At 64.9% G+C, this 12628-nt stretch carries 11 protein-coding genes; 9 read left to right on the plus strand and 2 right to left on the minus strand.

The window, feature by feature from the left end; all coding sequences use genetic code 11:
• Positions 1-104 precede the first annotated feature (104 nt).
• Positions 105-2186 (minus strand): 3-hydroxyacyl-CoA dehydrogenase NAD-binding domain-containing protein, encoded by a 2082-nt coding sequence (locus tag XAXN_RS00785; RefSeq protein WP_054318132.1) that lies wholly within the window; start codon positions 2184-2186, stop codon positions 105-107.
• A gap of 236 nt (positions 2187-2422) precedes the next feature.
• On the opposite strand from XAXN_RS00785, the gene rpoE reads away from it, so the two are divergent.
• From rpoE to recO, 9 genes are all read left to right on the plus strand, one after another.
• Complete coding sequence (rpoE, locus tag XAXN_RS00790) at positions 2423-3043, plus strand: RNA polymerase sigma factor RpoE (RefSeq protein WP_039809975.1); 621 nt, start codon at positions 2423-2425, stop codon at positions 3041-3043.
• Positions 3040-3951: a sigma-E factor negative regulatory protein gene (locus XAXN_RS00795; RefSeq protein ID WP_054318133.1), complete on the plus strand. Its 912-nt coding sequence runs from the start codon at positions 3040-3042 to the stop codon at positions 3949-3951. Before rpoE ends, XAXN_RS00795 begins: the two co-directional genes overlap by 4 nt.
• A 108-nt stretch (positions 3952-4059) precedes the next feature.
• Positions 4060-5649, plus strand: coding sequence for a DegQ family serine endoprotease (locus XAXN_RS00800; protein ID WP_054318134.1), 1590 nt, complete (start codon positions 4060-4062; stop codon positions 5647-5649).
• Between the two features lie 190 nt (positions 5650-5839).
• The gene (lepA, locus tag XAXN_RS00805) at positions 5840-7630 is read left to right on the plus strand and encodes a translation elongation factor 4 (protein WP_054318135.1); all 1791 of its coding nucleotides are present in this window, start codon (positions 5840-5842) and stop codon (positions 7628-7630) included.
• Between the two features lie 105 nt (positions 7631-7735).
• On the plus strand, positions 7736-8536 hold the full coding sequence (gene lepB / locus XAXN_RS00810) for a signal peptidase I (RefSeq protein ID WP_054318136.1): 801 nt from the start codon (positions 7736-7738) through the stop codon (positions 8534-8536).
• The gene (locus XAXN_RS00815) at positions 8537-8944 is read left to right on the plus strand and encodes a DUF4845 domain-containing protein (protein ID WP_134980271.1); all 408 of its coding nucleotides are present in this window, start codon (positions 8537-8539) and stop codon (positions 8942-8944) included.
• Positions 8934-9614, plus strand: a complete 681-nt coding sequence (gene rnc, locus XAXN_RS00820; protein ID WP_054318138.1) for a ribonuclease III — start codon at positions 8934-8936, stop codon at positions 9612-9614. The genes XAXN_RS00815 and rnc overlap by 11 nt, the downstream gene beginning before the upstream one ends.
• Positions 9611-10510 (plus strand): GTPase Era, encoded by a 900-nt coding sequence (gene era / locus XAXN_RS00825; RefSeq protein WP_054318139.1) that lies wholly within the window; start codon positions 9611-9613, stop codon positions 10508-10510. The genes rnc and era overlap by 4 nt, the downstream gene beginning before the upstream one ends.
• Before the next feature lie 232 nt (positions 10511-10742).
• Positions 10743-11465 (plus strand): DNA repair protein RecO, encoded by a 723-nt coding sequence (gene recO, locus XAXN_RS00830; protein WP_054318140.1) that lies wholly within the window; start codon positions 10743-10745, stop codon positions 11463-11465.
• Between the two features lie 392 nt (positions 11466-11857).
• Here the strand turns inward: recO and XAXN_RS00835 are convergent, their stop codons facing one another.
• The gene (locus XAXN_RS00835; protein WP_054318141.1) at positions 11858-12580 is read right to left on the minus strand and encodes a response regulator; all 723 of its coding nucleotides are present in this window, start codon (positions 12578-12580) and stop codon (positions 11858-11860) included.
• Between the last annotated feature and the right edge of the window lie 48 nt (positions 12581-12628).

The raw sequence follows: 12628 nt of genomic DNA on the forward strand, positions 1-12628 counted from the left end.
AGGAATAGGTGCCCACATCTGCAAGATGCCCCGCTGACCAAAAAAGAAGGCTGCCAACGGCAGCCTTCTTGCAAATCAAACGCTGTCGATGATAACTGCTGGCCTCAGGCCACAGCTTCCCGCAACAACGGCCAATCCCAACCCGGGCGCGGCGCGAAGCGTTCGCCGTGGCGTGCATGCAAGGCCTGCAGGCGTTCCAGTAGTGCGTCTGCGCCGACGCTGCGGATGTACTGGATCGGGCCGCCGCGGAAAGGCGCAAACCCTGTGCCGAAGATGACGCCGGCGTCCAGCAGGTCTGCGTCGGCCACCACGCCGTCGTGCAGGCATGCGACCGCTTCGTTGAGCAGCGGCAGGATCAAGCGATCTTCCAGATCCGCCGGTGCGGTGTAACCGCTGGCAACCTCGGGTTTGACGGCGCGCCCGTTCTCCCATTTGTACAGGCCCTGGCCGTCCTTCTTGCCGCGCTTGCCGGCTTCCACGGTGGCCAGTGCCGCCGGGATAGGCAAACGCAGGAATGGCGCCAACTCGGCGGCCACACCGGCCGCCACATCCAGGCCCACGGTGTCGATCAATTCGATCGGCCCCATCGGCATGCCGAACTTCACCGCGGTCTTGTCCAGCACCGGGCCAGGAATGCCTTCGGCATACGCCGTGGCCGCCTCGAGCAGGTAGGGGAACAGCACCCGGTTGACCAGGAACCCCGGCGTGCCGGCCACCGGCACCGGGAACTTGTCCAAGGCCTTGCAGAACGCAGCCAGGCGCGCGACGTTGGCCGGATCCAGGTCATCGTGCTGCACGATTTCCACCAGCGGCATCATCGCCACCGGGTTGAAGTAGTGCAGGCCGGCGAATTGCGCCGAGCGCTGGATGTGGCCACGCAATTCGGTCAGCGGAATCGACGAGGTATTGGTCGTCAGCAATGCATCCGGCTTGAGTTGCGGCTCGATCGATTGATACAGGTCGCGCTTTGCCTGCGGGTTTTCGATGATCGCCTCGATCACCAGATCAGCCTGCGTCACGCCCGCGCCGGCCAGGTCGCCGCGCAGACGCGCCGCCACTGCCGGCCGCTTGGCATCGTCCTTGACGCGCTTGGCGAACAGCTCACCACCGCGTGTCAGCGCTGTATCGATAAAACGCTGCTCGCGGTCCTGCAAGGTGACCTCGAAGCCCTTGTACGCCGTCCAGGCCGCGATATCGCCGCCCATGACGCCGGCGCCGATCACATGCACATGGCGGATCGGGGCTGCTGCCGCGCCGGCTGCGTCCTTGCCGCCCAGCGCTTTCAGACGCTCGGTCAGGAAAAAGATGCGAATCAGGTTGCGTGCGGTCGGTGTGCTGGCGAGTTTGACCAGCGCCTTCCGCTCGGCTGCCAGGCGGGCCTGGATGCCGCTCCCGCCCGTTCGCTCCCAGACGTTGATCAAGGCATAGGGCGCCGGGTAATGCTCCTTGCGCGCCTTGCGCGCCACCTGCTTGCGCATCTGCGGCGCCAGTATTTTGCGTGCCAGCAAAGTGTTGGTGGCCCACGCAGTGGCGCGTTGCTTGAACGCACGCGTGGTGCCAGCGAGCGCCAGGCTGGCTGCCACATCCACCAGCACGGCGGGAGCGGCCACCTTGTCGACCAGACCCAGCGCGCGCGCGGCCTTGGCCGACACCGTGCGGCCGGTGAGCATCAGATCCATCGCCGCCGGCGCACCAATCAGGCGCGGCAAGCGGGCGCTGCCGCCCCAGCCGGGGAAGATGCCGAGCTTGGTTTCCGGCAGGCCGATGCGGGTGCTGCCATCGTCAGAAGCCACACGGTAGCGGCAGGCCAGCGCAATTTCGGTGCCGCCCCCCAGGCAGAAGCCATGAATCGCCGCGACGGTCGGGCAGGGCAGTTCGGCCAGCTTCTGAAAGACCTGCTGCCCGCGATGGATCGCATCGTTGACCGTGCCCCTGCGGTCGAATTCCTGGAATTCCTTCAGATCGGCACCGGCGATGAAGCCGTTGGGCTTGCCCGAGCGCAGCACCACACCTTTTGGCGGATCCAGTGCCAGCCGCTCGACCACGGCGCCCAGCTCCAGCAGCACCTCCTGCGAAAATGCGTTGACCGGTGCGCCCTGCCGATCGAGGCTGAGCACCACCACGCCGTCCTCGCGCAGATCGGCCTGCCAATGGCTGAATCGGAGCCCGTCGAAACCTGGAAGCATGCGTCTGGCCGTCCGGCAATAGAAGGAAAGGTCGTTATCATCCAGAGGTTGTTTCCTTCACGTCAAATACCCATACCTGTCGACAGGAGAGATCCGCGCGTTGCGCGCGGCGTCGCCTGCGGTGCGTCGCTGCCGCTACCCTGATGCGTGACGGTCGTACGGATCGGTATGAACTTTTCCTTTCAATGGCGGTCTCATTGCCCGACTTCGGTGGGCTGACAGGAGTGCGGCCCGACATGGCCGAAGTCGATACACCTCAGGAGCTGGACCTGGAACTGGTCCGGCGTGTGCAGCGCGGCGAAAGTGCGGCGTTCGATGTGCTGGTGCGCAAGTACCAGCATCGGATCGTCGCCTTGATCGGGCGCTACATCGCCGACTGGAGCGAATGCCAGGATGTTGCCCAGGACACGTTTGTGCGCGCGTATCGCGCCATCAACAGTTTCCGTGGCGACGCCCAGTTCTATACCTGGCTGCACCGCATTGCCGTCAACACTGCCAAGAACCATCTGGTTGCGCACAACCGCCGCCCGCCCACCGACGACATCGAGATCAGCGATGCCGAACAATTCGATGGAGCGACCCGATTGCGCGACACCGACACCCCGGAGCGCGAATTGATGCGACAGGAGCTGGAACAAACGGTGATGCGCGCGGTCCAAGCACTGCCGGAAGAACTTCGGTCGGCCATCACCCTGCGCGAGGTGGAGGGGCTGAGCTACGACGAAATCGCGCGAAAGATGGATTGCCCGATCGGAACGGTGCGCTCGCGCATCTTCCGGGCACGCGAGGCCATCGACATCGAGCTGCGGCCTCTGCTGGAGACCGAAAGCGCTACCCGTGAGCGACACCGTGTATGAACCAGAACCCTGCCATGTCCACCACCGACAAGTTCGAGCTTCACTATCGCCAGCAGCTGTCTGCACTGGTCGACGGCGAGTTGAGCGCCGACGAGTCGCGCTTCCTGCTGCGCCGTCTGGCCCACGATGAAGAATTGGCCGGCTGCCACGAGCGTTGGCAGCTGTGCGGCGACGTGCTGCGCGGTGCGGCCAGTGCGCCGGCCCCGCTGGATTTCGCGGCGCGTGTGCGCAGTGCCATTGCCGCCGAGCCGGCACCGCAAGCCCAGCCTGTGGCCCGCCCGGGCGCACGTTGGCGCTGGGGCGGCGGCGCAGCGATTGCCGCCTCGGTCGCGGCGATTGCCTTGTTCCTGGCACGCGAGCGCCTGCCCGACACCGCCGCGCCCGGTGCTCAAACCCCCGTCTATGTCACCGCTGCGCAGCTTCCGCCTGCCTCGCAGACCCCGCAGGTACCTGTGGCACCGAAGGTGCCTGTGGCACCGAAGGTGCCGGCTGCACCGGCTCCGGGGACGCCGGACGAGGTGGCCGCGCTTGTTGCAGCCGTGCCTGCCGCCGCGCTGGCCTCTACTCGCCGCGGCGCGGCAACCCGCAATCAGCAAGTCGCACGCAACGCGGCTGCGCGTCAGCAACAGGCGCCGACCCGCATGGTCGCTGCGGCAGCACCGGCACCCACGGGCACCGCATCTGCGGTTGCGGCGACACCGTCCAACCCGTTCACGCATCCGGATACCACGCTGCAGGCACGTCCGTGGCCGCGCGCGGCCTTGTCCGGGGCTGGTGAAAGCTCGCTCAATGCCAGTTTCCGCCAGAGCCGACCCGGCACGGCGTTCTATCCGTTCGAACCCGCGCCACAGGCAGTGACCAGCCCGGCGCCGAACCGGCCGGCACCGGCGCAGGCCCCGCAGGACTGACCCTGTCGCCGGCCTTCGCCCGTTCGGCAATCTCCCTTCCGTTATCGTGCCGGGCCCGTGTTGCCACGCGGGTTCTGGCCCTGTCGCCCTGCCATCGGAGGCAACCTGATGAACCATCGCATCCGCACCCAGATGTTCGGCCTGATCGCCATGACCCTGCCGCTGGCCGCCTGCGCGCAGCAGCCCGCACCCGCTGCCAAGGACGTCGCCCCGATTGCCGCCAACCGCAGTACCACGCCAGCGCCGCAGCTGGTGGTGGGGCTGCCGGACTTCACCAATCTGGTCGAGCAGGTCGGCCCGGGTGTGGTCAATATCGAAACCACCATCACCCGCAAGGACGTCATGGCGCGTCAGCAGCGCAGCGGCCCGGGTGGCCGTGGTGGCGGTGCGATGCCCGATGACGATCAGATGCCGGAATTCTTCCGCCGCTTCTTCGGGCCCGATTTTCAGATGCCGGGCGGTCCGCGGCAGGGGCCTGGCGGCGGCGATGACGACGGCGATGACGACGGCGGCATCGCCGGCAAGTCGATGGGTTCGGGCTTCATCATCTCGGCTGACGGCTACGTCCTGACCAACCACCACGTGGTCGATGGCGCCAGCGAGGTGACCGTCAAGCTGACCGACCGGCGCGAATTCAAGGCCAAGGTGGTGGGGAGCGACGAGCAATACGATGTGGCGCTGCTGAAGATCGATGCCAAGGGCCTGCCGACCGTGCGCCTGGGCGACTCCAACACGCTCAAGCCGGGGCAGTGGGTGGTGGCGATCGGCTCGCCGTTCGGCCTGGATCACTCCGTCACCGCCGGCATCGTCAGTGCCACCGGCCGCAGCAATCCGTATGCCGACCAGCGCTATGTGCCCTTCATCCAGACCGACGTGGCGATCAACCAGGGCAACTCCGGTGGCCCGCTGCTCAATACGCGTGGCGAGGTGGTCGGCATCAATTCGCAGATCTTCTCCGCGTCCGGCGGCTACATGGGCATCAGTTTCGCGATCCCGATCGACCTGGCCTTCAGTGCGGCCGAGCAGATCAAGGCCACTGGTCACGTAAATCGCGGCATGCTGGGCGTGGCGGTCGGCCCGATCGATTCGTTGAAGGCGCAGGGCCTGGGCTTGCCGGATACGCGCGGCGCGCGGGTCAACGATATTCCCGCCGGTAGCCCGGCTGGCAAGGCCGGTGTCGAAGTGGGTGATGTGATCCGCAGCATCAATGGTAAGGATATCCAGGCCTACAGCGATCTGCCGCCAATGATTGGCTTGATGGCGCCTGGAACCAAGGTCACTCTGGATGTCTTGCGCGATGGCAAGCCGCGCAAGGTGACGGTCACACTCGCACCACTGCAGGACGGCGGTGAGAACGCCGCGCCGCGCACCGCCGCCGATGAGGCCAAGCCCGGCGCCCCGGCCAGCGTGGAATTGCTCGGCCTGCAGGTCGCCGATCTCAGCGCCGCCGAGCGCAGCCGCCTGGGTCTGGAAGCGGGCGAGGGCGTGCGCATTGCCGCGGTCACCGGCGCGGCGGCACGCAGCACCCAGCCCCCGCTGTCGCCGGGCCTGATCATCGCCCGCGTGGGCCGGACCAAGGTCGGCAGCGTCGCCGAACTCAACCGCGCCCTATCCAGCTACAAGAAGGGTGATGTGATCATGCTGCTGGTCACTGACGGCAAGGCGACCAGCTACGTGGCCTTGAAGGCCGGCGGCTGACGGAGGCGGGGATTCGTCATTGGTGATTCGGGATTGGCAAAAGCAGGCTCCTGTTCGCGGGTGCCTGCGCTTGTTCCGCCTTTTCGAATCGCCAATCCCCACTCCCAAATCCCGGCTCCAAAGCGTGCGATAATGCTGCGTTATCCTGACGACGGCACCGCCGGCGCCCACCTTAATGTCCTCTGATTCAATGCGGAACATCCGCAATTTCTCCATCATTGCCCACGTCGACCACGGTAAATCCACCCTGGCCGACCGCATCATCCAGCTATGCGGCGGCCTGCAGGCGCGCGAGATGGAAGCCCAGGTGCTCGACTCCAATCCGATCGAGCGCGAACGCGGCATCACCATCAAGGCGCAGTCGGTGTCCCTGCCGTACACGGCAAAGGACGGGCAGACCTACCACCTGAACTTCATCGACACCCCCGGGCACGTCGACTTCTCCTATGAAGTCAGCCGCTCGCTGGCTGCGTGCGAAGGTGCCCTGCTGGTGGTCGATGCGGCGCAGGGCGTGGAAGCGCAGTCGGTGGCCAACTGTTACACCGCGGTGGAGCAGGGGCTGGAAGTGGTGCCGGTGCTCAACAAGATCGACCTGCCCACCGCCGATGTCGACCGCGCCAAGGCCGAGATCGAAGCGGTGATCGGCATCGATGCCGAAGACGCGGTGGCGGTGAGCGCCAAGACCGGCCTGAACATCGATCTGGTGCTGGAAGCGATCGTGCATCGCATCCCGCCACCCAAGCCGCGCGACACAGAAAAGCTGCAGGCGCTGATCATCGATTCCTGGTTCGACAACTACCTGGGCGTGGTCTCGCTGGTGCGCGTGATGCAGGGCGAGATCAAGTCCGGTAGCAAGATCCTGGTGATGTCTACCGGGCGCACCCATCTGGTGGACAAGGTTGGCGTGTTCACCCCCAAGCGTAAGGAACTGCCAGCGCTCGGCGCCGGCGAAGTGGGCTGGATTAATGCCTCCATCAAGGACGTGCACGGCGCACCGGTCGGCGACACCCTGACCCTGGCCGGCGATCCTGCACCGCATGCCTTGCCCGGCTTCCAGGAAATGCAGCCGCGCGTGTTCGCCGGCTTGTTCCCGGTCGATGCCGAGGACTACCCGGATCTGCGCGAAGCGCTCGACAAGCTGCGCCTGAACGATGCCGCGCTGCGCTTCGAGCCGGAAAGCTCCGAAGCGATGGGCTTTGGTTTCCGCTGCGGCTTTTTAGGCATGCTGCACATGGAAATCGTGCAGGAGCGCCTGGAGCGCGAGTACGACCTGGACCTGATCAGCACCGCGCCCACCGTGGTGTATGAAGTGCTCAAGACCGATGGCACGGTCGTCAACATGGACAACCCGGCCAAGTTGCCGCAGTTGAACCTGGTGCAGGAAATCCGCGAGCCCATCATTCGCGCCAATGTCCTCACGCCTGAGGAGTACATCGGCAACATCATCAAGCTGTGCGAGGAAAAGCGCGGCACCCAGATCGGCATCAATTACCTGGGCAGCCAAGTACAGATCAGCTACGAGCTGCCGATGGCCGAGGTGGTGCTGGATTTCTTCGACAAGCTCAAGTCGGTCAGCCGTGGTTACGCGTCGTTGGATTACCACTTCGTGCGTTTCGATGCCGGCCCGTTCGTGCGTGTGGACGTGCTGATCAACGGCGACAAGGTCGATGCGTTGTCGCTGATCGTGCACCGCAGCCATGCCGACCGGCGCGGCCGCGAGTTGTGCGAAAAGATGAAAGACCTGATCCCCCGGCAGATGTTCGACGTGGCGATTCAGGCTGCGATCGGCTCGCAGATCATCTCGCGCTCCACGGTCAAGGCGATGCGCAAGAACGTGCTGGCCAAGTGCTATGGTGGCGACGTTTCGCGCAAGAAAAAGCTGCTGGAGAAGCAGAAAGAAGGCAAGAAACGCATGAAGCAGGTCGGCCGCGTGGAGATTCCACAGGAGGCCTTCCTGGCTGTCCTGCAGATGGATAAGTAGCAGGGATTCGGGATTCGTCATTCGGGATTGGCAACGACTCGTCCGCCTTCCTGCTGTTGCGAATCCCCAATCTCCAATCCCGAATCCCGTTCCGAAGGAACATCAATGAAATGGTTTGAAATCATCCTGGTTGTCCTGACGCTAGGCAGTGGCTTCATCTGGCTGCTGGACAAGCTGTTTCTGGCCAAGCGCCGTGCGGCGCGGGCCGGGTTGCTGGACAGCGAGCCGGCGATCATCGATTACTCGCGCGCCTTTTTTCCGGTGCTGGCGGTGGTGCTGATCCTGCGCAGCTTCGTGGCCGAGCCGTACAAGATTCCGTCCAGTTCGATGATGCCCAACCTGCTGATCGGCGATTTCATCCTGGTCAACAAGTTCGCCTACGGCCTCCGCCTGCCGATCACCAATACCAAGTTCATTCCCACCGGCGAGCCCAAGCGTGGCGACGTGGTGGTGTTCAAGCCACCGCACGCGCCGGACCAGAACTGGATCAAGCGCGTGGTGGGCCTGCCGGGCGACAAGATCGGCTTCCACGGCGATACGCTGTACATCAACGACAAGCCGATGCATTACACGGTCAAGGTTGAGTACATCGGCAAGGGCAAGGGCGCTGAGATGACCGGCACCACGCTGCTGGTCGAGGACCTCCCAGGCCGCACGCATACCGTGCTGGAATGGCTGGACCGCAACATGCCGGCCGGCCAGGGCGACTGGACCGTGCCGGCGAACAGCTATTTCGTGATGGGGGATAATCGCGACAACAGCGAGGACAGCCGGTTCTGGACCCAAACGCACTTTCTGCCGGAAGCCAATCTGCGCGGCAAGGCGTTCCTGATCTGGCTCAATTGCGAAGGGTGGTTCTGCAAGGGGAGTTTCGATCCATCGCGGATCGGGACTGGAATCCAGTAAATGCACGCACGGCGTGCCAGGGGAAGCACAATGAAGCGCAAGCAAAGCGGTATGACGTTGACGTCGTTCGTGGTGGTGCTGGCGGTGGTGGGGTTCGCTCTGTACATCGGGATGAAGCTGTTCCCGATGTATCAGGAATATTACGCAGTGCGTACGTCGATGAAGGGCCTTGCCAATGAAGCTGGCAGTGCCGACATGGATCCGTCCAAATTGCAGGAAATGTTCTTCAAGCGGCTCGATATCAATGCGTCCGAAAGCGTGAAGCGTGAGAACGTCAAGTTCGAGCGGATCGAAGGCGGCTGGCGCATGAAGGTCAACTACGAAGTCCGTCGCGAGCTGGTTGGCAATCTGGATGTGGTCGGCAAGTTCGATATGGCACAGGATTTGACGAAGCGCGGTGTCGAATAGAACCTTCCAACGCGGTGATCCGATCGGGCACGCATTTGCCGATCCGGCTCTGCTCGCCCAGGCGCTGCGGCATCGCAGCGCCGGGACGCCGCATAACGAGCGACTGGAATTTCTCGGCGACGGCATCGTCAACCTGCTGATCGCCGAGGCGCTGTATCAACGGTGGCCCAAGGCCGATGAAGGCGCATTGACCCGTGCACGTGCCGAGCTCGTGCGCGAAGGTGCGCTGGCAGTGATCGGACGTACCCTCAATCTGGGCGAGCGGCTTACGCTTGGTCCAGGCGAATTGAAGTCCGGTGGTCATCGGCGTGATTCGATCCTGGCCGATGCGGTCGAAGCGATCGTCGCGGCCATTTATCTGGACTGCGGTTTCGAGCGTTGCCGTGCAGTGGTGCTGCCGTGGTTCGAAGCGTCGTTGGCGGCATTGCCGGTGGGCAAGGCAGAAAAGGATTCCAAGACCCGGCTGCAGGAATGGCTGCAAGCGCGGCAACTGCCGCTGCCCACTTACGCGCTGATCAGCGAGAGCGGCGACGAGCATGCCAAGCAGTTCTGCGTCGCCTGCATTCTGGAGCAGCCCGTCGCCCGCGCCGAGGGCCAGGGCACCTCGCGTCGCCTCGCAGAGCAACAGGCGGCGACTCTCGTCATCGCACAACTGGATTCAAACACGTGAGCGAAACCTCTTCCCCACACCGCAGCGGTAGCGTTGCCGTGATCGGCCGGCCCAACGTCGGCAAGTCTACCCTGACCAACGCCCTGGTCGGCGCGAAGGTCAGCATCGTCTCCAACCGGCCGCAGACCACGCGCCATCGGTTGCTGGGCATCGCCACCTTCCCGGAAGGGCAACTGGTGCTGGTCGACACCCCGGGCCTGCACCGCGAGCAGAAGCGCGCGATGAACCGGGTGATGAATCGCGCTGCGCGCGGCTCGCTTGAAGGCGTGGACGCGGCGGTATTGGTGATCGAAGCCGGCCGCTGGGACGAGGAAGACACGCTGGCGTTCCGCGTGCTCAGCGACGCCGGCGTACCGGTGGTGCTGGTGGTCAACAAGGTCGACCGGCTCAAGGACAAGACTGCGCTGTTCCCGTTCCTGGCCCAGGTCAGCGACGGGCGCACCTTCGCCGCCGTGCATCCGGTGTCAGCGCTCAAGCGCAAGGGCCTGGACGCGTTGGTCGGCGACCTGCTCAAGCTGGTGCCCGAAGCCGAGGCGATGTTCGGCGAGGACGAGATCACCGACCGCAGCCAGCGCTTTTTGTCCGGCGAACTGGTGCGTGAGCAGCTGATGCGTCAGCTCGGCGAAGAGCTGCCGTACGCCACCACCGTTGAGATCGAGCGCTTCGCCGAAGATGGCGCGCTGCTGCGCATCGGTGCGGTGATCTGGGTCGAACGCGAAGGCCAGAAGGCGATCGTGATCGGCAATGGCGGCACCCGTTTGAAAGAAATTGGCGGCAAGGCGCGTCTGCAGATGGAGCGCCTGTTTGGCGCCAAGGTGTTCCTGGAAACCTGGGTGCGCGTGCGCGAAGGCTGGTCGGACGACGAGGCTGCGCTGAAGGCGTTCGGGTACGAATGAGGCCGGGAGGGCCGGGACCCCGGACCCGGGACCGGGGACGCGGGAAAAGCTGGGTCAGGCAGTTGGTCGGCATGCTGCCGGGACGACGTTTTTTCGCATTTTTCAGATTCGCGTGGTGCGCTGACGGCATTGGCTGGGCCCCTGATCGCCGCGCCGCGCTGCGGGTCGACGGCCGATCCGGCGCTTTTCCCGGGTCCCCGTTCCAGGGTCACCAATCTCGGCTTTGCCTCCCGTGCTGATCGAGCATGCGCGCGGCTTTGTGCTGCACGTACGGGCCTGGCGCGAGACCAGCCTGTTGGTGGAAGTGCTGACCGAGCAACACGGGCGGGTGGGACTGCTGGCGCGCGGCGTGCAGGGTCCGCGCAAGCAGCCGCTGCGCGCGGCCTTGCAGCCATTGCAGCTGATCCAGTTCAGTGCCGTGCAACGCGGCGAGCTGGCCCAGCTGCGCCAAGCCGAAGCACTGGATACCGCGCCGCGGCTGGTCGGCGACGCCATGCTGGCCGGTTTCTACATCAGCGAATTGCTGCTCCGGCTGGCCCCGCGGAACGATCCAGTACCTGAGCTTTATGCCTGTTATGCGCAGGCACGTGCCTACCTTGCGTCCGATCTGCCGTTGGCGTGGGGGCTGCGCCGGTTCGAGCGGGACGTGCTGGACGGGCTGGGGTTCGCCTTCGATCTGCAGCACGACAGCGACGGGCAACCGATCGACCCGGCAGCGCGGTACTGGCTGGATCCGCAGGAGGGCGCCCTGCGTGTGTTCAGCGAACGGCTAGCCCAGGATCGCCGCGAAACCGTCACTGGTGCGGCGCTGCTGGCGCTGTGCGAAGACGTAATGCCGGACGTGGACGACATGCCCGGCCTGCGGCGCAGCATGCGCAGCGTGCTGCTACATCAGCTGGGCGGGCGGGGCCTGAAATCCTGGGAAATGCTCGAGGACCTCGTGCGCCGTCGTTGATTGCGGAGTGCTGCAGGCGCGTGCGCGATTGTGCTGGGCGAACGTCCGGGCGATGCCACCATGCAGCAGCGAGTTGAGCGAAGCGGGTGCTCGGAACCGACAGGCAGCACCTGTGCCCGTCAATTCCGAAAGGCCCTTCGGCATGCACCCGACCACGAGCGATACACTCCTTATTCCGCGTGGAACCGGGCGAGCGGGAAATCTGTGCGCCCTGCGTCGAGCCTGAACATCGTCCAGGCAGTCAATTGCCAGCAATTGGAGCCGGTCCGACCTGCAATACGCAGCCTCGATCAGCAAAACGACGCTGCATCGACCGCGGTGGCGAGCCGGCAGCGCACCGACGCCAGCGTCTGGCACACCTCGTCTGGCAAGGAGGGCTGCGATTGCGTCGCTCAATGCAGCAACGCGGCCACCGCCGCATGGAATTGGGTGCGTGCGGTCCGCGAGTGCGGATCGCCGCGCAGCAAGCGCACTGCGCCGGCAAGCCGCGCCGCGCCGACGAAGCCACAGCTGGCCTGCAATCGATGAAGATGGCTGCGTAATGCCTGTTCGTCGCTGATCTGCAAGGCCGAATCCACCGCATCCCGGGTGCCCGGCAGCTCGGCCAGGAACAGCTCGCGCAGGGCATTGAGATGATGCTGCTGGCCGTTGAGCGCACTCAGCGCAGCGGTCTCGTCCCAGTCGCTGGCGGCGATGTCCAGCACGCCCACCGGGGCCACGCTGTAGCGACCGCGTGCCAGGTCGCGCCGCACTGCCTGCAGCAGGCGTTCGGAAGTCAGCGGCTTGACCAGCATTTCCAGGAACCCGTCGGACTGCAAGCTGTGCTGCATCGACATGGTCGCGTCGGCGGTGTGCGCCAGTGCCGGCACGTCCGGGTGCAGCAGGCGCAATGCACGCAGCAGGCCGCTACCGGTGCCATCGGGAAGGTTGACGTCGATCAGCCAGAGGTCGTGGCGACGTTCGCGCGCGCGGTCGAGTGCAGAAGACAGGGAGTCTGCACAGTCGACCATAGCCGGAAGACTTTCAAGCACAGCCTGTAAGAAGCCGCGGCTGATCGGGTCGTCTTCCACCAGCAGTAGGCATGGGTGGGGTTCCTGGCGTGTGGCCATGTTCATGCTGCCTCCTTGTCAGCGATGCCGCGTTCTGATTTGTCGCGCGCAGCG

This window comes from Xanthomonas axonopodis (assembly GCF_001304695.1).
Lineage (GTDB): Bacteria > Pseudomonadota > Gammaproteobacteria > Xanthomonadales > Xanthomonadaceae > Xanthomonas > Xanthomonas axonopodis.

Excerpts from the sequence above, each read along its gene's own strand:
- XAXN_RS00785 (WP_054318132.1), bottom strand. The coding sequence starts at position 2,186 with ATGCTTCCAGGTTTCGACGGGCTCCGATTCAGCCATTGGCAGGCCGAT.
- rpoE (WP_039809975.1), top strand. The coding sequence starts at position 2,423 with ATGGCCGAAGTCGATACACCTCAGGAGCTGGACCTGGAACTGGTCCGG.
- XAXN_RS00795 (WP_054318133.1), top strand. The coding sequence starts at position 3,040 with ATGAACCAGAACCCTGCCATGTCCACCACCGACAAGTTCGAGCTTCAC.
- XAXN_RS00800 (WP_054318134.1), top strand. The coding sequence starts at position 4,060 with ATGAACCATCGCATCCGCACCCAGATGTTCGGCCTGATCGCCATGACC.
- lepA (WP_054318135.1), top strand. The coding sequence starts at position 5,840 with ATGCGGAACATCCGCAATTTCTCCATCATTGCCCACGTCGACCACGGT.
- lepB (WP_054318136.1), top strand. The coding sequence starts at position 7,736 with ATGAAATGGTTTGAAATCATCCTGGTTGTCCTGACGCTAGGCAGTGGC.
- XAXN_RS00815 (WP_134980271.1), top strand. The coding sequence starts at position 8,537 with ATGCACGCACGGCGTGCCAGGGGAAGCACAATGAAGCGCAAGCAAAGC.
- XAXN_RS00835 (WP_054318141.1), bottom strand. The coding sequence starts at position 12,580 with ATGAACATGGCCACACGCCAGGAACCCCACCCATGCCTACTGCTGGTG.